The 25,921-nt window shown below is 51.2% G+C and carries 29 protein-coding genes; 6 read left to right on the top strand and 23 right to left on the bottom strand.

Features of this window, described 5'->3' with window-relative positions; all coding sequences use genetic code 11:
• Together DXA36_RS15570 and DXA36_RS15565 are read right to left on the bottom strand one after the other, a co-directional pair.
• The gene (locus DXA36_RS15570) at window positions 1–306 is read right to left on the bottom strand and encodes an EscU/YscU/HrcU family type III secretion system export apparatus switch protein (protein WP_118680438.1); all 306 of its coding nucleotides are present in this window, start codon (window positions 304–306) and stop codon (window positions 1–3) included.
• Window positions 293–1,714, bottom strand: a complete 1,422-nt coding sequence (locus DXA36_RS15565; protein ID WP_118680437.1) for a hypothetical protein — start codon at window positions 1,712–1,714, stop codon at window positions 293–295. The genes DXA36_RS15570 and DXA36_RS15565 overlap by 14 nt, the downstream gene beginning before the upstream one ends.
• A 98-nt stretch (window positions 1,715–1,812) precedes the next feature.
• Here DXA36_RS15565 and DXA36_RS15560 point away from each other — a divergent pair, with 98 nt between their 5' ends.
• From DXA36_RS15560 to DXA36_RS15540, 5 genes are read left to right on the top strand one after another with little or no spacing between them, the layout of a single operon-like run.
• A complete protein-coding gene (locus DXA36_RS15560) occupies window positions 1,813–3,891 on the top strand; it encodes a chemotaxis protein CheA (RefSeq protein WP_118680436.1) in 2,079 nt (692 codons plus the stop codon).
• Window positions 3,892–3,925: 34 nt separating this feature from the next.
• Window positions 3,926–4,363: a chemotaxis protein CheW gene (locus tag DXA36_RS15555; RefSeq protein WP_118680435.1), complete on the top strand. Its 438-nt coding sequence runs from the start codon at window positions 3,926–3,928 to the stop codon at window positions 4,361–4,363.
• 21 nt (window positions 4,364–4,384) lie between these two features.
• Window positions 4,385–5,203: a CheR family methyltransferase gene (locus DXA36_RS15550; RefSeq protein WP_118680434.1), complete on the top strand. Its 819-nt coding sequence runs from the start codon at window positions 4,385–4,387 to the stop codon at window positions 5,201–5,203.
• A gap of 17 nt (window positions 5,204–5,220) precedes the next feature.
• Window positions 5,221–6,282 carry a protein-glutamate methylesterase/protein-glutamine glutaminase gene (locus tag DXA36_RS15545; RefSeq protein WP_118680433.1) on the top strand — a complete coding sequence of 354 codons (1,062 nt, stop codon included), beginning with the start codon at window positions 5,221–5,223 and terminating at the stop codon, window positions 6,280–6,282.
• Between the two features lie 17 nt (window positions 6,283–6,299).
• Window positions 6,300–6,854, top strand: coding sequence for a rubrerythrin family protein (locus tag DXA36_RS15540; RefSeq protein ID WP_118680432.1), 555 nt, complete (start codon window positions 6,300–6,302; stop codon window positions 6,852–6,854).
• A 131-nt stretch (window positions 6,855–6,985) separates the two neighbouring features.
• Here the strand turns inward: DXA36_RS15540 and DXA36_RS15535 are convergent, their stop codons facing one another.
• From DXA36_RS15535 to DXA36_RS15490, 10 genes are read right to left on the bottom strand one after another with little or no spacing between them, the layout of a single operon-like run.
• A complete protein-coding gene (locus DXA36_RS15535) occupies window positions 6,986–9,016 on the bottom strand; it encodes a hypothetical protein (RefSeq protein WP_118680431.1) in 2,031 nt (676 codons plus the stop codon).
• A complete protein-coding gene (locus DXA36_RS15530; protein WP_118680430.1) occupies window positions 9,013–9,258 on the bottom strand; it encodes a carbon storage regulator in 246 nt (81 codons plus the stop codon). Before DXA36_RS15530 ends, DXA36_RS15535 begins: the two co-directional genes overlap by 4 nt.
• 1 nt (window position 9,259) lies before the next feature.
• Window positions 9,260–9,703: a flagellar assembly protein FliW gene (fliW, locus tag DXA36_RS15525; protein ID WP_118680429.1), complete on the bottom strand. Its 444-nt coding sequence runs from the start codon at window positions 9,701–9,703 to the stop codon at window positions 9,260–9,262.
• 31 nt (window positions 9,704–9,734) lie between these two features.
• On the bottom strand, window positions 9,735–10,352 hold the full coding sequence (locus DXA36_RS15520) for a DUF6470 family protein (protein WP_118680428.1): 618 nt from the start codon (window positions 10,350–10,352) through the stop codon (window positions 9,735–9,737).
• Window positions 10,353–10,376: 24 nt separating this feature from the next.
• A complete protein-coding gene (locus DXA36_RS15515) occupies window positions 10,377–11,378 on the bottom strand; it encodes a flagellin N-terminal helical domain-containing protein (RefSeq protein ID WP_118680427.1) in 1,002 nt (333 codons plus the stop codon).
• A 16-nt stretch (window positions 11,379–11,394) separates the two neighbouring features.
• Window positions 11,395–12,963, bottom strand: a complete 1,569-nt coding sequence (gene flgK / locus DXA36_RS15510; protein WP_118680426.1) for a flagellar hook-associated protein FlgK — start codon at window positions 12,961–12,963, stop codon at window positions 11,395–11,397.
• Between the two features lie 15 nt (window positions 12,964–12,978).
• Window positions 12,979–13,422, bottom strand: coding sequence for a flagellar export chaperone FlgN (gene flgN / locus DXA36_RS15505; protein ID WP_118680425.1), 444 nt, complete (start codon window positions 13,420–13,422; stop codon window positions 12,979–12,981).
• Window positions 13,409–13,744 carry a flagellar biosynthesis anti-sigma factor FlgM gene (locus DXA36_RS15500; RefSeq protein WP_182479096.1) on the bottom strand — a complete coding sequence of 112 codons (336 nt, stop codon included), beginning with the start codon at window positions 13,742–13,744 and terminating at the stop codon, window positions 13,409–13,411. Before DXA36_RS15500 ends, flgN begins: the two co-directional genes overlap by 14 nt.
• Window positions 13,745–13,789: 45 nt before the next feature.
• A complete protein-coding gene (locus DXA36_RS15495) occupies window positions 13,790–14,935 on the bottom strand; it encodes a nucleotidyltransferase family protein (protein ID WP_182479095.1) in 1,146 nt (381 codons plus the stop codon).
• Window positions 14,877–15,656: a cell division ATP-binding protein FtsE gene (locus tag DXA36_RS15490; protein ID WP_118680422.1), complete on the bottom strand. Its 780-nt coding sequence runs from the start codon at window positions 15,654–15,656 to the stop codon at window positions 14,877–14,879. Before DXA36_RS15490 ends, DXA36_RS15495 begins: the two co-directional genes overlap by 59 nt.
• Before the next feature lie 91 nt (window positions 15,657–15,747).
• Here DXA36_RS15490 and DXA36_RS15485 point away from each other — a divergent pair, with 91 nt between their 5' ends.
• Window positions 15,748–16,455: a C39 family peptidase gene (locus DXA36_RS15485; RefSeq protein WP_118680421.1), complete on the top strand. Its 708-nt coding sequence runs from the start codon at window positions 15,748–15,750 to the stop codon at window positions 16,453–16,455.
• On the opposite strand, the gene DXA36_RS15480 is transcribed toward DXA36_RS15485, so the two are convergent.
• From DXA36_RS15480 to DXA36_RS15430, 11 genes are all read right to left on the bottom strand, one after another.
• Window positions 16,443–16,865: a hypothetical protein gene (locus DXA36_RS15480; protein ID WP_118680420.1), complete on the bottom strand. Its 423-nt coding sequence runs from the start codon at window positions 16,863–16,865 to the stop codon at window positions 16,443–16,445. The genes DXA36_RS15485 and DXA36_RS15480 overlap by 13 nt on opposite strands.
• A gap of 15 nt (window positions 16,866–16,880) precedes the next feature.
• Window positions 16,881–17,252 (bottom strand): flagellar export chaperone FliS, encoded by a 372-nt coding sequence (locus DXA36_RS15475; RefSeq protein ID WP_118680419.1) that lies wholly within the window; start codon window positions 17,250–17,252, stop codon window positions 16,881–16,883.
• Between the two features lie 35 nt (window positions 17,253–17,287).
• Window positions 17,288–19,669 (bottom strand): flagellar filament capping protein FliD, encoded by a 2,382-nt coding sequence (gene fliD / locus DXA36_RS15470; RefSeq protein ID WP_118680418.1) that lies wholly within the window; start codon window positions 19,667–19,669, stop codon window positions 17,288–17,290.
• An 88-nt stretch (window positions 19,670–19,757) separates the two neighbouring features.
• Window positions 19,758–20,438: a late competence development ComFB family protein gene (locus DXA36_RS15465; protein ID WP_118680417.1), complete on the bottom strand. Its 681-nt coding sequence runs from the start codon at window positions 20,436–20,438 to the stop codon at window positions 19,758–19,760.
• 10 nt (window positions 20,439–20,448) lie between these two features.
• Window positions 20,449–21,210 carry a ParA family protein gene (locus DXA36_RS15460; RefSeq protein ID WP_118680416.1) on the bottom strand — a complete coding sequence of 254 codons (762 nt, stop codon included), beginning with the start codon at window positions 21,208–21,210 and terminating at the stop codon, window positions 20,449–20,451.
• Window positions 21,211–21,213: 3 nt separating this feature from the next.
• Window positions 21,214–22,488 (bottom strand): EAL and HDOD domain-containing protein, encoded by a 1,275-nt coding sequence (locus DXA36_RS15455; RefSeq protein WP_118680415.1) that lies wholly within the window; start codon window positions 22,486–22,488, stop codon window positions 21,214–21,216.
• 20 nt (window positions 22,489–22,508) lie between these two features.
• Window positions 22,509–22,985, bottom strand: a complete 477-nt coding sequence (locus DXA36_RS15450; protein ID WP_118680414.1) for a chemotaxis protein CheD — start codon at window positions 22,983–22,985, stop codon at window positions 22,509–22,511.
• On the bottom strand, window positions 22,978–23,598 hold the full coding sequence (locus tag DXA36_RS15445) for a chemotaxis protein CheC (protein ID WP_321012129.1): 621 nt from the start codon (window positions 23,596–23,598) through the stop codon (window positions 22,978–22,980). Before DXA36_RS15445 ends, DXA36_RS15450 begins: the two co-directional genes overlap by 8 nt.
• A 14-nt stretch (window positions 23,599–23,612) precedes the next feature.
• A complete protein-coding gene (locus tag DXA36_RS15440; protein WP_118680412.1) occupies window positions 23,613–24,326 on the bottom strand; it encodes a flagellar hook-basal body protein in 714 nt (237 codons plus the stop codon).
• A 19-nt stretch (window positions 24,327–24,345) separates the two neighbouring features.
• A complete protein-coding gene (locus DXA36_RS15435; protein ID WP_118680411.1) occupies window positions 24,346–25,098 on the bottom strand; it encodes a flagellar hook-basal body protein in 753 nt (250 codons plus the stop codon).
• Window positions 25,099–25,117: 19 nt separating this feature from the next.
• Window positions 25,118–25,915, bottom strand: coding sequence for a sigma-70 family RNA polymerase sigma factor (locus tag DXA36_RS15430; protein WP_118680410.1), 798 nt, complete (start codon window positions 25,913–25,915; stop codon window positions 25,118–25,120).
• Window positions 25,916–25,921: the final 6 nt, after the last annotated feature.

Below are 25,921 nucleotides of genomic sequence, written 5' to 3'. Positions count from 1 at the left end.
TCATTCTTTATCCTCTTCTTCCGTTTCCCGTTCTTTTCCGGGGACGAAATGAAGGAAATACGCGTAGATATCCACAACGGCCTGGTATAGTTCCTCCGGTATACGGCTTCCCAGCTCCATCTGGGTGAGGATGGTTGCCAGGGAATCATCCTCATAGACCGGCACGCCGTTCTGGGAGGCTACCTCCACGATCTTTTCTGCCATATATCCCATGCCTGAAGCGACAATAACCGGTGCACCCTGCCTTTCTTCATCATAAGTCAGGGCCACCGCTTTTTTATTCAAGGTCTCCTTAAACTCGGACATTAACTCCACTCCTTTTTTCTGTAATCTGGGGAAATGCTTCCGTAATGGGTATGGACTCCCTGCTGGATCCGGTCACCAGATTCTCCAGACGTATCCCGTTTTCCGATAAAATACGTCCCACATTCTGCCGGATTTCCTTTTCTTTCTCCAGCAGGCTGTCCGGGATATCCAGCTGCATTTCCATCTTCCCGTCCCTGTAAAGCAGAAACATATCAAAAAAACCAAGCTGTTCGATATCAAATTTAATAAGTGCCCTCACCGCCGGCCCGTCCTCTTCCTCCGCGGCGTTTCCCCTGTCATCGGGGTCAATCCACAGTTCGGAATACATCAGCTTATCCTCCACCACCATAGGAAGCATGAGATGGAGCACCGGCATGTACACGCTTTCATTCAGCAGGATGGACTGGATCACATTCCGGCTTATCTGCTTCGCTTCCATACTGCTGTCGCCGTTCATGCCCGAACGCAGGATGTCCAGGAAGCCTCTGTTCCAGTCCGCCTTTTCTCCTGCCGCCTTGTGAAGCACCGATTCCACCAGGGATTCGTCCATATCCCCGAAAACCTTCCTAACCCCCTGATAGCCCAGCAGCTTACGGAAGCTCTGCATCAGCCCCTCCATGCTGCCGTTTTCATACCGGGCGAGCTGGTACGAGATATGGGCCGCAAAGTTGCGCAGCTCCCCCCTGTCATGGGTCGCGGAGATATAACGGTTCAGAAGCGGAAGGATTTTTTCTTTTAAAAGGGCTGTATTTTTCTGTGTTTCTCCGTTTGCATGCTGTTTTCCGAAAGCAAGGCGGCCGGTCATCTGTTCCAGCTCCCCTGCCTGTTTTGAATACATGTATTTTCCGGCTTTGTGCAGGGCATCCACAATCGTCTGCATGATATGTCCCCCGGATGCCATATCGCCGTAGCGCCTGACAAAATCCAGGATAGAAGCTTTCAGATCCACGGAATCCGTCTGCTCCATCACCTGCCGCAGCAGGTCGAACAAAGGCCCCTTAAAGCGCACGCCCATATCCGCCTGCTGCTTCAGGAAAAGAGCCATATCTCCTTCCTTCAGCCCTATCATGGAAAAGAAACGCGCTATTTCCTCCGCCGTATTCCCGTCCATGCCGGACTGGATCAGCAGCTCCCTCTTCTGCATCAGAATGCGGGTCAGATCCTCCACCTGATCCCCGGTGGACTGCAGCATCTTGATAAAATTATTGTAATTGGACTCATAATTGAGCTTCAGCTGTGTATTTTTATCCTGTCCGGCGTCATTCCTGGCATCCGGCCTGAGTACCTTCTGCGGCTCAATGGGGGCCTGGACGCGCTGCAGCTCCCCGCTTGAGGTCGGATTCATTTTCATATTATTCTTGTTTTCATACCCTCCGACGGGCGTGGTGACCTTCAAAATATTAGACATTTTTTGCAACTCCAATTATTTTCTGTATTTTTTAGCCGATATATAAAATATGTCATAAACATAAAATATCTGATCAGATAAGGCGGTGTAAAAGAATTATGGATAACACTCTGGATAACCTACTGGATACTTATTTATTCGAAACCAATTCCCTTCTGGAACAGCTTGATGAACTGCTGATCAATGCAGAAAAAAATGCGGATTTTACCTCGGATGATGTGAATGAAATCTTCCGTATCATGCATACGATCAAAGGCTCTTCTGCCATGCTTGAATTTTCTTCCCTCATGACCATTGCCCACCATATTGAGGACGTTTTCTTTTTCATACGGGAGAATGGAATCAGCAGTCTGAGCAGTTCCCATAAATCAGAGCTGTTTAACCTCATGTTTAAATCCACCGATAAACTGCGGGAAGAAGTCCGCAAGGTGGAAAAAAATGAACCACTCAGTACTAATATCGACAGTATAATTCAAGAAATTAATAGTTTTCTGGATAAAATCAGTAAAGACGGCGGAGGAAAAAAGGCTTCCGCGGCCCCGCAGGCCGCCGCCCCCGCTCCCTCCCCTGCCGTACAATCCCGGAACGGGGCCTCACTTCCCCCGGATCCGGGGATTTGCTTCCTGCGTGTCTTTTTTGATGAGGGCTGCGGCATGGAAAACCTGAGAGCTTTCATGCTGGTAACCTCCCTGAAGGATGCCATCACGGATTTCCGTTTTTATCCGGCGGACATCGAGAACAACAGCGGCACGGCTGAACTCATTATACGGGACGGTTTTTTTCTCGCCTTTGACGCGAAGGAAATGGCGGAAACCGCCATTGCGGTCATCAAGGATATCAACAATCTCCATTCTTACGAACTGCTGGACAACCCGGAATACCGGGAACCGGAAACACGGCAGGCCACGGCATCCGGCACAGCGCCCGACACTCCGAAGGCTTCTCCCGCCCAAAAGGCGGCTCCCGGCGCCGCCCATAACGCGCCGGTGAAACAGAACCTGATCAGCGTGAACCTGACCAAGCTGGACATGCTGATGGCGGTGGTGGGGGAAATCGTCATCACCGAATCCATGGTGATTTCCTCCCCGGAGCTGCACGGCCTGAAGCTGGACAGCTTCCTCAAATCCGCAAGGCAGCTGCGCAAGCTCACCGACGACCTGCAGGATATCGCCATGTCCCTGCGGATGGTGCCTATCTCCGGCACCTTCCAGAAAATGAACCGGATTGTCCGGGATATGAAGCAGGAGCTGAATAAGGATGTACGGCTGACCATTGAAGGCGAGAATACGGAAGTAGACAAAAGTATCGTGGACAACATCAGCGATCCCATCATGCATATAGTAAGAAACGCCATGGACCACGGGATTGAAAAAGCCGCGGACGACCGTGTCCGGGCCGGGAAAAACCCGCAGGGTGAGATCGTCTTGGCGGCGCGCCATACCGGCAGCGAGGTCATCATCACCATAACCGATGACGGCCGCGGAATCGACCCTGCCTCCGTCCTGGCCAAAGCCAGGGAGAACGGGCTGCTGGTAAAGCCGGAGGAAGAATACAGCCAGAAGGAAATCCTTTCCCTGCTGATGCTTCCCGGTTTTTCCACCAATAAAGAGGTTACCGAATACTCCGGCAGAGGTGTGGGAATGGACGTGGTAAAGAGGAATGTGGAAGCGATCGGCGGTACGGTGGGTATATCCAGCGAATACGGCAAAGGTACCTGCATGACTCTGCGCATACCGCTCACCCTTGCTATCGTGGACGGAATGGAGGTTTCCGTGGGAGGCACTATTTTCACTATCCCCATTTCCAATATCCGCAAATCCTTCAAGGCTCTGCCTGAGGATATCATTTATGATTCCGAAGGGCATGAACTCATCCGCTGTATGGGGGATTTTTATCCTCTGGTACGCCTCCATCAGCTCTATGGAATTGATTCGGCGATTACCGGTATCACGGAGGGCCTGCTTATGTGGGTGGAAGCCAGCGACAAATCCTACTGCCTGTTTATCGACGAACTGTTAGGAGAACAGCAGGTGGTGGTCAAGCCGCTCCCCTCCTACCTGAACAATTTCAACATCAAGAATTCCGGCATCAGCGGATGTACGATCCTGGGAGATGGAAATATCAGCATCATCCTGGAAATATCAAATGTATACCAGGCGGCACAGGCCCTTTTCTGACCCCCTGCCTGAAACGAATACGGAGGCTTTGACAATGGCTAAAATCCAGACCAACGAAGAGAATGAAAAAACAAAGAGCTACCTTACCTTTATCGCCAACGGCCTGACCTACGGCGTGGATACCATGAATGTGGTGGAAATCATAACCGACTATTCCGTCCGCCCCCTGCCCATGGTTCCCGATTATATTAAAGGAATCATCAATCTCAGGGGACAGATCATCCCCATCATCGATTTCCGTCTGCGTGTGGGCGGAATGGAAAGCCCGGAATCCCACAGTACCGTGATCCTGCAGATTCTGTCCACCACAATCGGAATGATGGTTGACAGTGTGTCCCAGGTACTGGACATCGATCTGTCCGATGCTTCCCCCATCCCTGTGGAAAACAGGCAGGAACTGACCAACGGCATGGTTTCCCTTGAGGACGGGACCGTGATCCTCCTGCTGAATTACGAAGCCCTCATTGAATAACCAAAAACAGGAGTCAACAGGATGTTAACAATCAGTGATAACGATTTTAAACGCTTATATACTTTTATCAGGGAAAATTACGGAATTGATCTTTCCCAGAAGAGACAGCTCATCATGGGAAGGCTGTCCAACGACATTATGGCAAAAGGCTATCCCGGCTTTACGGAATATGTAAATGATATCCTCACAAAAGCCACCCCGTCGGATATTGACGGCATGCTGAACCGGCTTACCACAAACTATACCTTTTTTATGCGGGAAGAAGAGCATTTCACCTTCTTCCGGGACACCATCCTCCCTTATCTGGAGCAGAAAAAGAAGGATCACGTGCTCAGTATCTGGAGCGCAGGCTGTTCCACCGGCCAGGAGCCTTATACCATCTCCATGCTGCTAAAGGAATATTTCGGAGGAAAGGGATACTGGGATACCCGGATATTGGCCACCGATATTTCCCAGAACGCATTGACCGCTGCCCAGAATGCCCAATATGACGAGGAGTCCCTCTCCAGGCTTCCTGCGGCCTGGAAAACCAGATACTTTGAGCATTCCAGGGACACCGGACTGTGGACGGTTAAGCCGTCCCTGCAGTCCAACGTCATTTTCAAAACCTTCAATCTGATGGATCCCATCCGGTTCAAGCTGAAATTCGATGTGATATTCTGCCGGAACGTGATGATTTATTTCGATCAGGCGACCAAAGACAGCCTTGTGGATCGTTTTTACGATGCCACTGCCCCGGGAGGTTATCTCCTTATCGGCCATTCGGAAAGCCTGAACAAAACCTCCACCCGATATGACTATATTATGCCGGCCACCTACCGTAAACAGTCCGGCAGTTAAAGAAAGGCGATGAAAAAATGCTTCTAAATGCTACAATCCGAGTCCTGGTGGTGGACGATTCCATGGTTTTCGGCCAATTTCTCACCAGCAGCCTTCCTCAGGCAAACAAGCTGATCCAGATCGTGGGCTATGCGGCCAATGCTTATGAGGCCATGGAAAAAATCCCTCTTTGTTCTCCCGATGTCATCACCATGGATGTGGAAATGCCCAAAATGAACGGAATCGAATTTCTCAGGCAGGTGCTGCCCAGACATCCGATTCCGGTAATCATGGTATCCGCAGTGAATATGAACGTGTTTGAGGCGCTTTCCAACGGCGCCGTGGATTTTGTCAGGAAACCGAACACCGCAGGGAATTACGGACGCCAGGAATTTATTGACAGCCTGGCATCCAAAATTGTCATTGCTTCCCGTTCGAAGGTGCATGTGGCAGGCCAGACTCCCGTGAAAAAGGAGTTCCTGTCGCCTTTAATCCCCCGGCTGTCTCCCATAAACTCCGCCGTCCTGCAATCCACGGTCATAGCTATCGGCGCATCCACGGGAGGGACAGAGGCCACGCTTCAGATCCTCCAGGAGCTTCCGGAAAACATGCCCGGCATTGTGGTTACCCAGCATATGCCGGAGGGCTTTACCCAGATGTATGCCCAGCGTCTTGACCGGCTCTGCAGGCTGCAGGTAAAGGAGGCCGCTAACGGCGATAGGATAGAACCAGGAAAAGTGCTGATAGCCCCGGGCAGCCAGCAGATGAAAGTGGTGCGCCTGGGTACTTCGTATACGGTTTCCTGCTTTAACGGGGAAAAGGTAAACGGCCATATGCCCTCTGTGGATGTCCTGTTCCATTCTATGGCCGACGCTGTCCAGAGCAACGGCGTGGGGATCATCCTCACCGGCATGGGACACGACGGCGCCGACGGTCTGCTGAAGATGCGCAGGGCCGGCGCTTATACCATCGGCCAGGACAAGGAGTCCTGTGTGGTGTACGGTATGCCTATGGTCGCCCATAATATCGGCGGCGTATGTGTCCAGTCCTCCTGCGCCAATATTCCCAGGGTACTTATGAATTACCTGAATAAAAAATAAGACAAAGGATAACGGAAATGAAAGAACTGAAAAACACCAAAACAGAAGAAAACCTGAAGGCCGCTCTCGCGGGGGAATCCCTCGCCCGTTCCAAATATGCCTTTTATGAGGAAGCTGCCAGAAAGGAAGGGCTTTATCGTGTGGCCGATCTTTACAAACAGATGATACGCAATGAAACCTATCATGCCAAAATATGGTACAGTCTCCTCAACGGCCCCCTGTCAGATTCCTCCGGCAATCTCATGGAGTCCGCCTCCGGTGAAAATTCGGAGTGGCGCAGCATGTATCCCGGCTTTGCCGCCGTGGCAAGAGAAGAGGGTTTTGAAGAGATCGCCGGCATGTTTGAGAAGGTAGCCGCCATAGAAAAAAATCATGAGGAAGCCTTTTTACGGGCGCTGATCCAGCTGAAAAGCCAGCCGGCAGCGGCTGAGGAACAGGAATCCGCACAGCCTGCGCCCCCCAGGCCCGGCTACCGCTGTATGTTCTGCGGAGCGATGCGGCAGGAACCTATGGATGTGTGCGACGTGTGCGAAGCCATCGGCTCCTTTGAACCGATTCCGGAAGAAACGTAATTATTTTCTCCGCATAATAATATCCAGGAAAAGAAGAGAACCGGACATGCCGCTGTCCGGTTCTCTTCTTTTCCTGGAAGGCTTTGCTTCCTATCCCAAAGTTCTCCTGTTATTTATTAAAGTCCATCCCGTCAGACACCGTTTCCCGACACCGCCGCCGGTGCCGCCTGGCTGCCGATTCCATATACAGAAAAGTGCCTGACCTCTGATACCATCCGTTCTTTACCGGCATCATAATAGGAATTCTTAATCCAGTCCAGCGTGTTATCCGCCCCCACGTAGACAAGATACAGCTTTCTGGCATCTTCTGCAGAGGGTTTGCTGTAAGGGATCATCAGCTGAACCGTCCCATCCTCAAAGGAAACGCTGCGCACGGTTTCTTTTCCCCCGTCCTTTTCCACGATCTGGATATCATACACCGGCCTGTCCGCTATGTACTGTGCAGCAAGGGGAAAAGCGGGGCCTATGGTAAACGGACGCACCCGTATCGTCACATCCCCCCTGGTTTCCCGGTACAGCTCCCTCACCGCACGCCAGTCCATAGCTATCTGTACCATCCTGCCCTCTATGGCAAGATCCTGTTTTTCTTCCGTCATCTGTTCCAGCATATCATAGGTGAGTACGGCTTCCATTATGTTTTCCGTCTCCTCAACCGGGATCGTTCTCACCTCTCCGTCTGCGGAAACATCTTCCGCCGGCTGTTCTTCTCCGTCTCCGCCGTCCGCTTCCTCCTCTTCCGATGCAGAGGATGCAGAAGCTCCTGCGGTTCCCTGAAGGACCAGCCTGCTTCCATTTCCGCCCTCCAGGGCCAGGGTCCCGCTTCCGGAAAGCTCCAGATCCGCATCCTTGTCCAGTACGATCCGATCCGAAGCACTGCCTCCGCCGAACCGGTTATCCCCCTCCAGAAGCAGCTGTACCGAAGCGCCCTCCCCAAGAGTCAGCGCACTCTTACCTGTCTCCGGGTTAAGGAGCACCTCCTTCAGAGTACAGGTCAGTGAAAGTCCTGCCTCCACATCGATAGAAGCGGCGCTTTCCTCCCCTTCCCCGAAAATGGTATAGCTGCCAAAGCCGCTGTCGTCCGGAAAAAGCATCCCGCTTTGTTCATAGCCTTCCTTAGTGAAGCGGACGCTTCCATTCGCCAGGTAAATATCACGGATATCACGGGAAACTACCGGATTCCCGGTAATTCCCACCTCATCTGCCAGCTGTTCCCCATAATCATATATCTGTCCCTTATTGTCAAATACTCCCGCTGTCTTCAGCGTTCCGTAGACATACATATCACCCTTGTTCACGCATTTGATATCTGCCGGGATTTCCAGGTCACTTTCCGGAGGGATGGTAAACGTCTGTCCCGAAGCGATTTCCAGCGGATAAGACAGAATTACCGACCCGTAAACCACACCGCTTTTTTCCGTAAAAAGGATTCCCTCTTCATAGGTGCTGTTGCCGATAACCTCCGCAGCAGAAAGGATTCCGTTCCCGGAAAGGGTAATTCCTGCCGTCCCGTTTCCTTCCTGCGGGCAGCCCAAATCCGCAGCTCCGGCACCTCCATAGGCACTGACTCTGCCTCCTTCCAGCCGGATCCTGCCGCCGGATCCCTGGAAGCCGTTACCGATGCCCGCCGCTTTTGCGCCGCCGGTAGCCGTAACCGTGCCGCCTGTAATTTTTATTTCACCAAAGGCTTTGTCCTTTTCACTGCCGATTCCGGCAGCCTGGCTTCCCCCGAACACGGTAACGCTGTCCTTCCTGCCGCCGGAGATTTCCGCACTTGTGCCCTCCGGCACCAGGATGCCGGGATATTTGGCCCCGCTTTTCAGATAATTGGTCCCGCTTAGCTTTATGACCGCCGTCTCGCTTCCCGCATCCAGCGCACAGCCGCTTACCCTGATGTCCACATTTTTTAATGTAATCCTGGCGTCTGTCCCGCTTTTTACCTGTATCCGGTCCTTCCTGCTCTCTCCCGAGACGGTAAGCGCCGTATCCGTCAGTATGACAAGGGTATTTTCCTCATAACGGTAATCCTTGCCGTAGGTTCCTCCGCTCACCTTCAAATCTCCGGAAGAGCGGTTCTGTGCCAGTACGGACAAATTCCCCAAAAGGAAAGCGCCTGTAAGCAGTATGAGTATTCCTGTAAAAATCGTAGGTTTCTTCCGTATCATTGATCTTGGTTTTCCTTCTGTTTCTGCAGCATACCTGTAAGCGCCTTTACCGACCGGGGATCGGCCTTGGCTGCTTCCCGGTTTGCCTGCGCCGCCTCCGCCAGTTCCGAACGCAGGATATTGACTTCCCGCGGCGCGTCAATTGCCAGGTTCACATAATCCTGCCCGATATTCGTTATGGTCACCGTTATGTCAGGGCCTATCCGGATGGCTTCTTCCTTTTTTCTGCGAAGTACCAGCATATCAGGCCTCCTTTCCTGCAAATTCCGAAAGGGAATGCCGGAATCCGTAAGTATTGTTTTCCAGGATCACCTGCACGGCCCTTCTGGTAACCGTATTCACCACCACCGGGCATTTCAGGTTTACCGTACTTTCCTCCGGCGTATCCCGGAGCACACAGATGACATAATAAGAAAGGTTTTCTTCCTTTGCCGTACCCAGTTTGCGGTAATCCACCTTGCCAAGCTTGGGTTCATACGCAGGATACAAACGGAAAGGATTCATAATGAGAAATGAGATATCCCTGTCCGAAATACTCTGCAGACAGAGAACCGCATCCTCCTCCCCCTCAAAGGGAACAGGAAGAAAGTCTTTCTGGCTTTCAAAACCAAAAAGACCCTCCTCAAACCGGATGAGTTCCTTCTTATCGAACTCTATCCTGCCAAAATACATGGTATCAGCCTTCATACGTTCCACTCCGTTTTCTGATAATTCATCCTTATGCTTTCACATCAATAAATTCCCCGTTAAAATGCTCCGCCACACTGGGGGGTACATATATCGGCTTACCTACATACTGAATGATCACATCCGGATATTGTTCTATGGAAAGCTCAATATTTCCCGGTATAAATTCCACCTGGCCCTTATCCACCTTCAAATCAAAATTCAGCTTATCCATCTCATATTCGATGGTAAGAGAAGGGGGCACACAAGAAAGCTGTGCCTGTGCGGTGGGAAGAAAGGTCATTCCGAAATCTCCTGTGGGCTGTGCCGTTCTTTGTTCCAGAATCTGATTCAGCATCTCATTTCCCTGCCCTATCTGTGCTTTCAGCATCAGTTTTCCTTCCGCCGCATACTGGGCCGTCGCCTGATAGGAAGCCATCTGTCCCTTCTGTGCCGCCTGCCTGATGCTGGTGGCCGTGGTTGGCAGGATGGAATTCCTGGCCTCAAAAGAATCAATATTTACCTTTACAGGGCGGCTTTTGATATGCATACCTCCCTTGTCCCGGCTGATTTCAACCTCCGCCGTCCCGTTCCTTCGTTCCAGCCTTGCATTCTCCACCTTCAGCTCATAGCTGATGGGTACCGTTTTGATCTGTAAAAGCTGTTCCATGACACAATGCCTCCTTACACCTGACTAGCTTATAAAATCCAGTAATGATGCCGAAATGATGTTCGTGCCTACTTTAAGCGCTGTCGTATAGGTATAATTCGCCCAGGAATAATTCATCAGCGCCTCCGCCGGATCCACATTTACAATACTGTCAATCTGCGTGGACAAAGCCAGATCCAAATCGGTCAGTCTTGTCTGGGTGGATTCCAGAAGAGTGGTTTTCGTTCCCAGCTTGGTAGACACATCCGTGAGCGCGGTAGCCCCTTCCCGGAAATCGGTCCAAAGGGCGGAATAGGCATCTTTGTCAAACGTTTCCGCTTCCAGAAGATCTGCCATTTTCCCAATTGTGGTTATCAGGTTTTTATCGCCGTAACCAATCACATTGATTCCGGGCAGCGAGGTATCAAAGGCGCTGGAGGACACCACGCTCTTCTTACCGGATGCGTCTGTCTCAAAGCTGAGCCCGAAGCCAATATCCACAAAAGTGCTTTCTTTGGATAATTCCTTCAGCTTGGCCTGATCCGCCGGATCTGTGGAATTGACATCAATCCCCTGGTAGGTAAGGGTTCCGTCCTCCTTAAGCTCAAAAGGAACCTTCATCCCCATCGCCCCGCCAAATACAAATTCCTCCCCGTACTGGGCGTTCAGGCTGCTGACCATGGAATTCTGGAGCTCGCGCATCGCGGTGGCATAGGTTTTACGGATGCTCTGCTCCATATTTGTCCCGCTCATGGCACTGACCGAATAATCGCGGTCAATGGTCTGGCATATCTTATTCATCTGCATGACTGCATCTTCCTGGGCATCCTGACGGGACTGAACCTCTTTTATCGTGGTAAGATAAGACTTGTTCCTCACATACTTGCGTTCCAGGGAAGAAGCCGACAAGGCTCCGCTGGGATCCTCCGACGCTTTGGTAAACCGGCGCCCGGTAAGTACCGCATTACGGGAATCCGACAGGCCGCCGATACTCTTGCTTAGACTATTCTGGTAATTTCTCATCAGCATATTTGTAGTTATGCGCATCTGTCAATACCTCCTGTTATCTTCCTACCATACCTGTATCGTTAATCAGTTTGTCAAGCGCTTCATCCATAACCGTCATCAGCCTTGCCGCCGCACCGTAGGACTGCTGATAGCGCATCAGGTTCATCACCTCTTCGTCCAGGTTTACGCCCATGACGGAATCCCTGGCATCCGCCGCGTTGGCAAGCACCGTGGTATGGTTGTTTAGGATTGCCTGGGTGGACTTTTTCTCAATTCCCTGCTCCGCCTGGATGTTGGCATATGCGGCGGGCATCGTTCCTTCGAACACGACAATATCATTGTGGGCGGCATCCTGAAGCCTGTTTCCATCCTTATCCAATGCGTAAAACGTAATGGTATCCGTAGAAAGCAGGGCTTTCATCTCCAGTATATTATCCGGATCCGTGTTTCCTTCCACATCGGCATGCTCGGAAGCGATCAGTTTGACTGTCCCGTTCATCCAGCCATCGGATATTTTGATGTTGGAAGCGGTAATCACGCCTCCGCCAGTCGCCTCAAACAGGTTTCCTGCACCGGTTACGCCGGTATACTGGCTATTTAGTTTATTCATTTCTGTGGCGAGAGTATTTACAAAGGAATCGAACACTTTCTCATAATAACCAATCCCCTTTACTGTGGAACCGTCGAATGCCCCTTCCTTATTCAACATATCCAGGTTGCCCTTGAGAATACCGGACGGCAGCTTATCCGTCAGATCCAGAGTCGTCATCCCATCAATCCCGGTATATTCAAGCTTTCCTTTTCCATCCACGGTAGAATAGGAGAATTCCCCTTTTTTCCCATCCTTTATCAAATAGATATCATTTCCGCCATTCGTCACCCCTCTGAGCTTGACGCTCAGGGTTTCCACGTTAAAGCCTCCTCCCACATTCTCCGTCCCGTAAACCACATCGATAGGCAGATACGTGGCAAGGTCATCAAGCAGGGCATTCCGCTGATCCTTCAGTTCCAGTGCCGGATTCCCCTGCACCTGGCTGGCCTTGATGGAATCATTCAGCTTCTGGATGGAAGAAAGGATTTGGTTTACGTCCGGAACCACGGTTGTGCCCATCTTGGTTTCCAGTTCCGTGCGCACCTTTTTCAAATCCGTGGCATTCTGATGGATATAGGACAAAAGCACTTCAAAGGAAGAACGGACCAGATTGTCGTTGCCTTTCTGTCCCACCTTGGTGGAAAGAACCTGAAGCTGATCCACCACATCATCCAGGGCATCCTGTATAGTGGAGACATCCACATTGTCAAAGACATCCCCAATCCCTTTGAGAATCTCGTTTTTCGCATCTTCCGTACCTACCTTGGTCAGCTGGTTCCGGTACTGGATATCCAGAAAAGGATCCCGTATCTGGCTGACTCCCGTCACCATAACCCCCTGTCCTACCTTCGCTCCGTAGACCATGTTGAAATAGCTGGCCCCGCTGGGACTGATGCTGGACTGATCCAGCCGCTGTCTTGTATAGCCGCTTGTATTGATATTGGTAATGTTCTGTCCTGTCACATCCAGGGCCTTCTGACTGGCGTTCAGTCCCAGAAGAGCCATGCTCAGGCCTGAAAAGGTTGACCGCATAGTATAGTTCCTCCTTTATGCCTTCCGGCTTGTAAAGTGTCTTTCTTTTTCCTGCTGTGTCCCTTCAGGGGAATACGGGCCGTTCTTCCCTGTCAGATTCTCCACCACACGCAGATTGGTCTTGAGCACCATATTGGTGTCTTCATTCACTTTCCGGAACATCCGGAAATTTTCCGTCATCCGTTCAAAGGAAGGCTCCAGCTGGCCCCTCTCCTCCCCCGGCAGGAATTCCAGAATCTGACGGAAGCTTTTGTCCGACCAGCCTTTTTGGGCCAGCCAGGCTTCCCTTTTCTGATCCAGTCCGCGTATCTGCAGTACGGCGGCCTGTTCTCTTTTCATGCATTCTTCCAGCTCCACCACATTATAATTGGCAGCGGCCGAAAGCTTCCGTTCTTCTATGGGAATCAATCCCTCCAGCACATCGTCCAGTTCCAGAATTATCTCCTTAAGTTCCATCATCCGCCATCTCTCCTTTGCCTGTAAGCATCACTCTTTCAGCAATCGCCGCGGCGTCAATCCCGTAGTCCCCCGCCTGTATCCGTTCTTTCAGAGATACAAGCCTTTCCCCGGATACTTCCTGACGTATCTGTGCAGAAAGCTTTGCCGAAAGCGTTCTGGCCAATTCGGTCTCCTCCAGAGCAGACTCCGCTGCCGGGCTGATTTTTATTTCATCAAAGTTTTTTTCTTTTTTCATTTCCGGCAAGGTATCTTCCCTCTTAACAGATTGTGAAGCGGCGTTTTGACGGTATATAGTAAGAATATTATCCATTGATATCTTCATATCCATCACTCCTTTGCTTTACATATCGTCATATTCCGTTAAATGTTAAGATATCTTTTCCGTTTTTCTTTTATTTCCCAGTTTGGTCTTCAGACAGATAAAAAAGCTGCGCACCAGCCTCCTCAGCCAGCATAAGGGAAGCAAAATACGGTATTTCCCCATCCTGGGATAAAGAAGAAGCATATATTCCTGTGCGGGGAATATCCATCTCTGTATTTTTTTCCTTTTTTCCCTCTTCTGGACCTTCTTTTTCCTGCGGATCTTCTGCTTCAGCAGCGGAAGTATCCGCATAGCGGTTTCCACACCCTGTGTCCCCTTGAAAAAGATATATTTTTCAAGTTCCTCATAGAATTCCGTTTCTTCCCCCACGCCTCCGCCGCCGAACCAGAAATCGGTGAGCATCAGTATTTTGCTGGTAAAATTCCACACGCCAAGCCTGCTGAGACGTTTTATAATATATTTCCAGGAATCCCCCCTGACCACGGCCCGGTAATACAGCCAGATATCCACCATATCCCGCAGATCAAATTCCCTGTCCGTAAACCGCTGGGCCTTGCTGCACATAAGGAAAATAAACAGGCCCGGTTCTTCCATTTTATGGACATAGTATTTTCCCTCCGCTTTGGGCAGTGACTTCACCGGCATGCGGTAGCCGTGTGACAGCCTGCGGTTTCCGAACTGCAGTTTTTCATAGAACACGATCCGCAGGCCGGCTCTGGTATACAGATAAACCCCCGGCTGCGGATTATCCTCCGGTATGAAGTCCAGCCGGTACATCATCAAATCCACTTTATCCCGCTGCCTGCCTTCCACCCAGAATTCGGCCCTGTCCGTAAGACGCATCTCCGGCATGGGATAAAAAGCAGGGTAAATGGCGTTTTCCAGAGCCATGATATGCAGCCCATTCTGTTCACAGTCCCAAAGGATCGCCTCCACCAGGTTTCTGTACTGCTCCTCCAGTATGACCGCTTTCCGGTATCTGCCTGCAAACTGCCTCGTCCATTCCCGGGGAAGGGACGGGTGTATTCCCAGTGCCGCATAATATACCATGTTGGAGATGTGGTGGAAATCGGCAGTCTTATAAAACAGCTCCCAGTTAAGGCCCACATCGTTGGAGGGTAGTTTCTGTTGGTTAATAACTGCCTTTAAGCAGTCGATCAGTTTTTCTGCTTCCGGATAATTGCCTTTCATTCCGTATTCTTCTCTCTTCCAATATGTCTGATGCCATCGTATTATAAATGGCTCTTCGCTCATCCGCCACAATCCTGCCCGCTGAGAGGGTTATCACCCTCTTTCGCATAACGCTTACCATCTCCCGGTCATGGCTGGCCGCCAGAACCGTCATGCCGCGCCGGTTCAGTTCCTCCAGGAGGCACATGATATCCCAGGAGCTGTCCCCGTCCAGATTGGCCGTAGGTTCATCCAGCACCAGAATCCGGGGACTCCCGGATATCGCCCTTGCCAACAAAACCTTCGCCGTTTCCCCGCCGGACAGTTCCCGGGGATAGGCATCCCTTTTATGGGACATCCCCGTCATTTCCAAAGCACCTCCCGCCACCCGGTTAAGCGCTCTTCCCCAGTGCCCCGTCGCACGAAGGGAAAAGATAAGATTCTCCCACACGGTCCTGTCGGAAAGAAGCCCCAGCTCCTGCCGCATAATACCGAACTGCCGGCGGAAATAGGGAAGCTTCCGCCGCCGGATGGCATTGACGGAAATGCCGTTTATGTAGATTTCGCCGGAGGTAGCTGCCTCCTGTCCCATCAAAAGCCTGAATACCGTACTTTTTCCCGCGCCGTTTCTTCCTATAAAAAAGAGAAACTCCCCCTGACCTATCTCAAAGGAAGCGTGCTCCAGCGCAATGACATCTTCATCAAACACCTTGCTTACATTAACAAAACGTATCTCTGCCATTCTTCCTTCTACTTTCCCGGTGCCCTGTCTTATTTATTTCACAATCCGTCCGATAATTTATATGTAATTGATTAACAAGGAGAGTAGCTGCATGCAAAAAAAAATCCGAATAATCCCGGCAGCCCTGGCGCTGTCCCTGATCCTTACCGCAGGGGCCTTTCCTTTTCATGCAGCCCCCTGCAGCAAACTGAAAAAAAACAATACACAGGTTTCCGGCCTGTTCCTTTCCCTTCATTCCCCTTCCGCCCTGTCTTTCTGTTATTACAGCCAGATCGATCCGGAATGGAAGAATTATTTGTATGGAGGAAGGGATCCCATGTCCAAATACGGCTGCGGTCCCACCGTACTTGCAATGCTTGTGGCAAATCTGACCGGTGATACGCCAACTCCTCCGGAAATGGCGGACTGGGCCGCGCAGCATGGCTATTTCAGCCCCGGAGGCGGCAGCCGGCATGAACTGATCCCGGAAGGGGCGGCCGCTTTCGGCCTGAAGGTGGAAAGCCTTTCCATCCGCTCCCCGGAAGCCCTGACTATGCCTTTGTACTACGATAAGCTGGTTGTCCTTCTCATGGGTCCGGGACATTTCACCAGAGGCGGGCATTTCATTATCCTCACAGGCGTGGACTCCCAGGGAAATATCCGCGTGGCCGATCCCTTCAACGAAGAAAACAACCGGGTGGGCTGGCCGCCTGAGCTGCTCCTGGAGGAATTGTCCGAAAACGCCTCTGCGGGAGGGCCGGTCTGGGTCATTTCCCCCGACGTTTCGCCGGAAGAGAAACAGTCCCATTATGATACATAATAGGACTTTTCTCCTGCCAGCCTTTTACTGAGGACCTTATCAACCTCTACGACAGCCTTTAATATCCCCTTTATTTTCTGATGCATGTCTGAAATCTGGTTCAGGAAGGAGCTTTCCTGTCTGGTCAGCCCCTCCTCCATGCGGATTACCTCAGGCTCGGCACACAGCAGCCGCTCCATGCGCTCCCGATCTTCCTCTTGTACATTTTCTGAAAGGATCCGGATATTTTTCCTGCAGCCGTCTGCCTCCGCCATCTCTTCTCCCCGCATCCCCAGCAGCAGCTGGACGGATACCGTATCGTTACGCTGAAGAGCCGTCTCCAGCTCTCTGGTGATACGGCTGATCTCATTCACATGATTGTATTGCTTTCTGTACTGCTTCAGTATTTCCAACAACAATTCTTCATTCATTTTTCATGCCCCGTCTCAATAACGTGTCATTTTATCCGCTTCCTGGAAGGCTTCCCGAAGCTGGACCACCAACGGCCTTATCTCCCGGATAATCTCCTTTTTCCTGCCTGCCTCCAGCCGGCTGAGTTCGTATAAAAAGAATTCATACATCCTGCGCAGCTCATTGGAAATAGCATATTGGGGATCCAGGCAGTCCTGCAGATAACAGACAATATCCCTGCAGCGTGTCACCGCTTCCCCGAAGGCTGTGTAATCCTCCTGATTCAATGCCAGCTCCGCCCGCATAAGCCTTTTCAGCAATTCATCAAACAGCAGCAGCAGCATTTCCCCCTGTGTCATGGTATATACCGACTGCTCTTTATATTGCTGGTATCCGTTCCTGTTCATTTCCCTTTTCCTTTTCTTTCTCTGTCAAAATGAAGCTACGCGCCAAATGCGTTGGATAACCAGCTGCTCTGGCTGTTCATCTGTGAAATCAATGTCTCAAGGGTGGTAAACTGGGAAATATATCTGTCCTGTTCCATTTCCAGCTTATCCATCAGCCGGTCAATCTCATCGTCGATCTCATCCATCTGCTTCTGCATGGAATTGGTGAGGATTGAGGTAGGCGCATATTGGGAACCCGCCCTTTCGATCAGAATGCCTTTCGTAGCCCCTGTAGTGGAGGCATATTTGTTCACCAGTGTCTGGAGACGTACCATCAGTCCGCCTTTATCAACGGTCTTTCCGTCGTCATTCGTGGATTCAGGTCGGGTGAAGGCATCAAGCACAGCCTCCGGATCCGTTTCCAGGGCGCTCTTAAAGGCTTCTTCGTCAAAAACCAGCTTCCCGTTATCGGCATAGCTGGTGGAAACCGTTATGCCCATCTTCTTCATAACCGCCGCGTCCTGGCTGATCATGGAACGCAGGCCATCCGCCAGGCCCCGGACATCACTGTCGTTAAAAAGCAGTCCCGCCTTAGCTTTCTCGTTCCAGGCCTTGATTTCGCTTTCCGACATATCGTCTTCCTGCTCGGAAGTCAGCGGCGCGTATTTACGGTTTGGTTTGGTGGATACCTCATCGTTTATCAGCTTCACCATCTCATTGAAAGCCTCAATCATTTCCTTTACCGCCGTAGTGGCAGGCTCCGTATCCATTTTTACATCAAAGGTTACCCCTTCGGCAGACGTATCCAGCGTCCCGTCCGCAGCATATCCGAACAGCCCCTTTGCCGTAATGGTAAGGCCGTTTACGGCGAAGGAATTGCTTCCTCTGGTGACCTCCACCGCTTCGTCCGATCCGTCGTATTTGATTGCCACAATGGCATCCTGGCCCCTTTGTATGGTATAGTCCCCGTCGGCTTCCTTTCCGAAGAGCAGTTCCCCGATTTCCCCTTCAATGGAAATAGAACCGCTGGCACCGTCCTGTGTGGAGGTTACCACAAACTTATCCGCATCGGAAAGGTAGCTCATCTTTACCCCCGCTTCCGAGCTGTTGACGGCATCCATGATTTCCCGAAGGGTGCTTTCCTCCTTCACTTCAATATCCACGCCGTTGATCGTCAGTTTCCCGCCGGTGGGAAAAGTCTTTCCTTCCGCCGTTTTCAGGCCGGACTTTAACAGGGCTGTATCCAGGTTCAGCCGGTTGGAATCTCCGGCGCTCAGGCCGGTCAGGGCCCCGTATCTGCCCAGAAGCCCTCTTTCTCCCGATCCGATGGCAAGCACCGAGCTTTTGTCCTCCAGTCCGGTTTTCGGATCGGTTGTCATAAAGGACAGACTGCTTTCCCCTGTCCCGGCTGCGTTTCGTCCCACCTTAATCCTGCCTTTTCCGAAGGTTTTGTCCAGCTTTGCCTGCAGGTCGTCCGTCAGGGATTCCAGGGTATTTCCCTTGGCGCTTTCCCTCAGTTCCTCTTCCGTCGCCAGGGTGATCCACTCTGTCTTTCCGTTATAGCTCACCGCAATCTGTTTCCCGCCGATTTGGGCGGCTATGGATTTATGTTCCGTAAGTGTGGCCGCACTTGCCGCCTCAACGCCGGTGTCCGTGATCTCGATTCCGCCGGTAGTTTCCGTAAAACCGAGATTGGTAAGAAGCTTCCCCGTACTTCCCGCCAGCTTAATGGTATTGCCCGCGGTATCCGTGTTTTTGAAGGTGAGTTTCCCCCCGCTTTCGGTTACGGATATGACATCCGCCAGCGTTTTGTCCTCTCCTATGGTAATCTCTCCCATCGCCTTGTTCAGGGCTTCTGTAACCTGGGTCAGATTATCATAGCTGTAGTCCTTGTTATCCTCGGGAAGGGATACGCTGTAGTATTTGTTTCCGTATTTGATGGTGAGGCTGGTGCCGGCAATGGCGTTGAAATCCTTCTCTGTGGATAAATCATCAGGGATGCCGCCGCTTTCCAGCTTCCTGTCGGATGCATTTCCGGAAAAGCTGAGCTTCGCATTGGAGGCCAGCTGCTTCACTCCCACGATCGTCATGGAATCCGCTGTGGATGAGGTTCCCGTAACGCTTATGCAGCCGCTGTTTACCCCTTTTGGAGTAACGCTGCCTGCCCGGAAAAGCTTGCTGCTGAGCAGGCTCTTGGAGGAGGTATAGGAAATAAAGCTCTGATTAAAGGAATAGACACTATCTGTAATCCCTCTCATAGCCTCCTGTGTCCAGGCGACCTTCTGTTTCGCCTGCTGCTTCTGTTTGATTTTACTTGTGGTGGCATAAGTCATATTTTCAATCAGGGTGTCCCGGTCAAGGCCGCTGGCCAGCCCGCCATAGCCCCTGATTGAAGAGGCATTGCTTGAACTACTGCTTAATCCGCCGATTGTAGCCATATGTACACTCCTTTTCTCTGTCGTATGTCAGTTGGTTTTCTACTAATAGTATCGGCCGAAGGAAACCAAACTTAACAAAAAGACGGAATTAAATCCACTCCCTGTTGTGTCGGGGATTCCTGTTTACCGTGATACAGGCCTTGGTTATTTCCACAATAATCTGCCCTGCATAGTGATCCTCATAAAAGTTCAGAAGAGGGGAAACGGAGTCCTTTTTTACCACCACATATTTAGGAGGGAGCATGCTCAGCGCGAGGGCGATGGTATCGGCTTCGCACCGTTTACAGGTGCAGTTTCCGAACTGCTTCATATATTTCATGGCTTTGTCCTGTACGATTTTTTCCATGATATTATAGAAAACATAACCTTCCATCTCATCCGGCTCCGGTTCTGCTTCCGGAGTTTCCGCTCCTGCCTGCGCCGGTTCCGGTGCCGCCGCACTTTCCTGTTCCGGCGCAGGTTCCGCCACGGGCTGTTCAGGCTCGGCGGCAGCCAGCCTGGCAGCTTCCTGTCTGGCGGCTTCCTCTCTGGCTGCTTCCTCTCTGCGCTCCTTCTCCTCCTGCTGCTCCAGCTCTGACTGCAGCTTTTCTTTTACCGTTTCCGCAACCGGATCGCCGTTACCCCCTGTTGCCATTACCACATGGACATTCCCCTGGTGCTTCACGGACGGCGCTTCCGGTTCTTTTTTTTCGCCATTTTCCAGGGTTTCCCCCTCCGCTCCCGTCAGTATACTGAGTACGTGATCCGTCTTATTTGTTTTTCTGGTCATTTCTTCCCCTTTAACCGATCCTTTCGATAACTTCCTTCACAAACCCGCGATAATCCTCAGCCGGTTTGGATCGGGGCGCATACCGGTAGATACTCATGCCATGGGCCGGCATTTCCGATACGGCCACTCCGCTTCGGATCTCATTCGCAAACAGCGTAGTGCCCATCTGCTTTGCCACTGTTGCCGCCATTTCTTTCACTTCCCCGGCCAGCCTTGTCCTGCGGCTGAACTTGGTCAGAAGGATGCCTAGTATCTCTATGCCGGGATTCAGCGCGTTCCGTACCGAATCCACCGTATCCTTCAGCTGGGCCAGACCTACCAGGCTCAGGATCTCCGAGGACATGGGGACAATCAGGTAATCGGCCGCAGCGTAAGCATTGATTGTGAGAATATTCAGCGCCGGAGGCGTATCAATAATTACATAGTCATAACTCTTTTCCACGCAAGCCAGGGCATCCTTCAGCAAAAGCTGCCTGCCCTGCTCGTAGAATTCCTTCACCCCCGCGCTCAGGGTGATGTCGGAAGGAATGATATCCCCGTATTCGGTCGTACAGATGATATCCTGGATCCGTTCCCTCCCCTTCATCAAATCATATATGGTTCCATCCGATTCCCCCGGCAGACCCAGGCTGAAGCCCAGATTCCCCTGGGGATCCAGATCCAGGGCCAGCACCTTTTTTCCTTCCAGTACCAGACCTGCAGCGAGGGAAGCCGCCGTCGTTGTTTTTCCCACGCCGCCCTTCTGGTTGGTCAGCACGATTTTAACCGCCAAAGCTTATTCCCTCCCTGTGGCTCCGTCATCCTTACGCCTGAAATCTGTGGTGAGCGCCTCCCAGATCGTATTGACATCCTGTATGCAGTCCATATATATCTGGGCCAGTGTATTGGAAGCAATCCCCAGCTCCCCTGCCAGTTTTTTGCTTTCCTTCCAGTCGGCCTTTTCATAAGCCAGGATCAGAAGCATCAGTTTTCCGGCTTCCCCTTCATGGCTGGTAAGGGCCTTCTTCACCTCATCCTTGATGGGGATTTCCTCCAGCAGCTCTTCCAGGGTGGCATCCACCATATATTCCAGTCCCGAAAACATTCCCATCATATAAGCTTCCGCTTTGTTGATGGGGAAATCCCGCCGGTTGATAAGGCCTGTAAGATCCTGGGCGAATTTCGCCCGCAGGAAAGACATCTTCAGGACCTCTTCCGAACCTCCCGTGGCATTTTCCTCATCCAGGCTGAGCATGTACACCCATTCCTTCAGCCGCCCGATACCCATGGTGATAATGGCCTGCCTGACCGACGCGGTCCGTTTACGCAGGGCGAAATAGGCGGAGTTCACCAGTTTCAGCAGGGCATAGGTCAGGCCGGCGTCCCTGGATATAATATCTTCCAGCTCGTCAATTTCCGGCTCGTCCTTGGATATGGCGATAACCAGCTGGAAAAAGGTCCCCTGCAGGTACTCCACTTTGTTGGCTTTCGTCACCAGAGTCTCCGCGATGTAATTGCCCTCCATGTATTCCACCTTCAGATCCGCAGCCAATTGGAATTCCTCTTTGCTGTTCACTCCTGTGGCTATGCATTTTTTCCCGAAGGCCTGTGCCATCTTTACCACATTATCCAGGGAGGCTTTCTCTTTCTGCTGCCTGCCGTTTACCGATATCCGGATGAAATCCGCATATTCCAGCATGTCCAGATATTTGGGGGAAAACTGGAAATCGTTGATAGCCAGCCGGTAACCCTCTCCCTTATATTTCTTGATCATTGGCAATGCCAGGGGATGGACGATCAGATTATCCTCTATCTGGATAACCAGCTTATCCTTTTCAAAGATTTTCGGCAGGTTCCGAAACAGCAAAGCCGGTGTGAAAGTGAGAAATGTAGGCAGTTCTGAAAATATCTTGCTGCTGTTCTGCATCATGAAATTGATGATGGTGTCTGCGGAAGAATATTCCGTCTTGGAATAGAGGTCGTCGCTGCTTGCCTGAAACAGAATCTCATAGCCTATGACGTTCTGGCTGCCGGCCTCCTTAATCGCTTGTCTAACTACACATTTGTCCATTTTATGCCCTCCTCTTCTGCTTATAAAACAATCTCAGGCCTGCCGTAGGACCTGATCTTAACTATCCCGGTTTCCACCTCCACAGACATGGTCCTGGCATAGTTGGCGCCCACATCCTGGCGTACAATACGGATACCTTCACGGCGCATGGTATTCTGTACGCTTTCTATATTCCTCTGTCCGATATTCCCCAGGCTTCCCTGCATTTCGAACATTTTGGCCCCACCGGCAATTTTGCAGATATACCGGCTTTTCATCCCGCCGAAAATCTGCATTTTACGGAGCATTTCCTGTATCCCCGTATCCGCAAATTTATAGGTATTGTCCACTGCTATATTTTCTGCGGAAGGAAGCATGATATGAAGCAGCCCTCCCAGCTTGATCACCGGATCATACAGCGCTACCCCGATACAGGATCCCAGCGCATAGGTGATCAGAAGCCCCTGCCTTCTGGCCACCTTTAAATCGGCAATACCGACCTTGATTTCTTTATCCATTATTATTTACCAGCTTTTTCATAAGATAGTTTAAGGACTCCACATCCGGAAGCATCAGCAGGTCGCTGTCCAGTTCCTTGCCCTCTATAATGAATTTCCCCCGGATCATCATCAGCTTATCCGTCTGATAGCCCAGCTCCGCCATAGGTACGCTCAGGATTCCTCCCAGCATGTTGACCGCAATCTCCGGGACGGAAAGGGATACCTCCACATCCGCCAGGCCGGATAAGGCATTGACAAAAGAGGAAATCATAATATTTCCCACTTCATTCACCGCGGATATATCCATTTCCCCCAGCATGGTATAGTCCTCTATCTGATGATCCAAAAGACGTCCGATTATGTCATTAATCAAATCCAGCTTCAGGATAAAGAGCATGATTCCGTTAATTTCCTGGCTCATTTTCACCATGACCGCAGCGACGATGGATTCCGGATTTCCCACCGTATTCAATGCGGTGTTGAAATCCTGGACCGTCACCTGGGGAAGCACCATACGCACCTGTGTCCCGAGCAGGGAAGAAAGGGCGGAGGCCGCGTTCCCGGTCCCGATACTGCCCACCTCCCGAATCACATCCATTTCCATATAATTCATATCATCATAGCTTTTCATCTTCATTCCCACCTTTACCGCAGGCTGTTGATAACCTGCTCGATTTCATCTGAGGTCTGAATCATTTTCAGCACATAGGAATATGCCCTGGAGGCTTCTATGGTCTTACTCATTTCATCACTTAAATCCACATTGGACTGTTCCAGATACCCCTGGTTCAGCCTGGCGTCCGCCGCCGGCTGCGGTTCCCCGTTCCCCAAAACGGCTTCCAGCTCATTGTTCCCGACACTGCGCATCCCGTTTTCAATAGGGAAGGCAAAGACGCCTACCCTTGTCTCTCCCATGGATCCCTCCTCATCCAGACGGATGGGGTTGCGGTTCTCATCCAGCACAAGCTTGCCGGAATCATTTACGAGATAGAACGCATTGTCACGCAGAGACAGGCTGAATTTTCCGTTTCTTGTATAGGTAAGAGACCCGTCCGCCGGATTCTGAAGCATGAAAAAACCTCTTCCGGTGATGGCGTAATCATATGCCCCGCCCGTTGGGTTCATGGGCGATTCCGAAAAGTTGGTATCCGTCCGCCCCATGGCGATGCCGCTGCCGGCCTTCACGCGGCTGTCCGCTTCCGGCTCACTCTGCATGTTGTAATACATCAGGTCGGAAAATACGGCGTTTTTGGCGCGGTAGCCGTCCGTATTCACATTGGCGATATTATTGGCTATTACATTCATCTTTTCCTGCTGCCCCATGGCTCCCAGGGCCGCCGTGTAAAATGACATATTCATAGGTTTTCTCCTTTCCGGCTTATACCGGCCCGAGCTGGGTAACTGTCTTGTCCATCAGGTGATCGTACATTTTCAGCACCTGGGCGGCGCTCTGCAGGGAACGTTGTCCGCTCATCATGGCCGTCATCTCATTCAGGGGGTTGACATTGGAATCTTCTGCAGCCCTCCAGTGGACAGCTGCCGCTGCGGGAGTCCCTTCCTCCCCGGAAGAAAACACGCCTCCCGTGGTTTTCACCAGTGTGTTCCCATAGTCCTGGAAATCCACTATCCGCAGCGTTCCGTACAGCTGCTGCCCGTCGCTGCTGTAAATATTTCCCTGCCGGTCTGCCGTCACCGCATCCGTTGGAAGCTGGATAGGGCCGTTTTCCCCCAGGACCCTGCCAATCGTGGGAAGGATCAGATAGCCTTCCTCATCCAGGGAAAAGGAGCCGTTCCTTGTATAAACGGTGCCGTTTCCCGACTGGATACAGAAGAAACCCGCATCCTCCAGGGCAAAATCAAGCGGGCTGTCCGTCTCCCGGATAGCTCCTCTGGTATAATCCGTAACGGTTTCGTCCGCCGTACGGATCATTGCCAGTTCTCCCAGCAAAGCAGGAGAGTTATCTGCGCTTCCCCGGTATCTCGCCATAAGCTCCTCCCGGAAGGTGACTGCCTGGAAATCATCCTTTTTGAAGCCCGGAGTAGCCACGTTCGCCATATTGTTGCTGATTACATTCAGATTTCTGGTCTGGCTCAGCATTTCCGAAGTAAGATTGTAAAACCCCTGAAACATTGCAATTTCCTCTCTTTCTTTACTTCAATTTTTCATTTATGTACATTCTCAGTTTACGGATGGCACCGGAGTGTATCTGGGATATCCTGGGTTCGCTGACCTCCAGGATCCTGGCAATTTCCCGGGCGCTTAATTCTTCCATATAATAAAGAGAAATCACTGTCTGCTCATTTTCCTTCAGGCTCTTTATCCCATCCATCAGGATTTCCTTAAACTCATTGCCCAGATAACTTTCCTCCGGCTGTTCACCGGCATTCATGGAAGGGATCTGCACATTTTTGGGATTCCCGTTTTCTGTCTTTTCTTCCATCAGCATATCCAGGGATAAAATATAAAACAGGCTGGCCTTGCTCAGGGTTTTTTCATATTTGTCCAGAGGCATATTCAGATATTCCGCGGTTTCCTCCGCCGTGGGCATCCTGCCGTTCCTGCCGTAGAGCTTCATGACCGCCTCATCAATATCCTTTGCATTTTTCTTTACCGTCCGGGGCACCCAGTCCTGCTTTCGCGCCATGTCTATAATCATTCCCCGGATCCGCTTGGAAACAAAGGTTTCGAATTTTACGTTCATATGGATATCGAACTTATCGATGGCGTTCATAATCACTATCACGCCTTCATTGACGATATCATCCAGCTGGGCAAAGCCGACATATACGTTACGCATCTGGATTGCCACATTGCGCACAATATACAGATAACGCAGCGCAAGCTCCTGCTTTATCTTCATGCTGCCGGTGGCCGCATATGCCTCCCAAAGCTTTTCATCCGTCCAATTTTGATAATCGTTTTTTACCGTTTTCACTTCTGATACCATTTCTTC

It is taken from the genome of Eisenbergiella sp. OF01-20 (assembly GCF_003478085.1).
In the GTDB taxonomy this organism is placed as follows: domain Bacteria; phylum Bacillota; class Clostridia; order Lachnospirales; family Lachnospiraceae; genus Eisenbergiella.
This window is presented reverse-complemented; position numbering and strand designations above follow the sequence as displayed.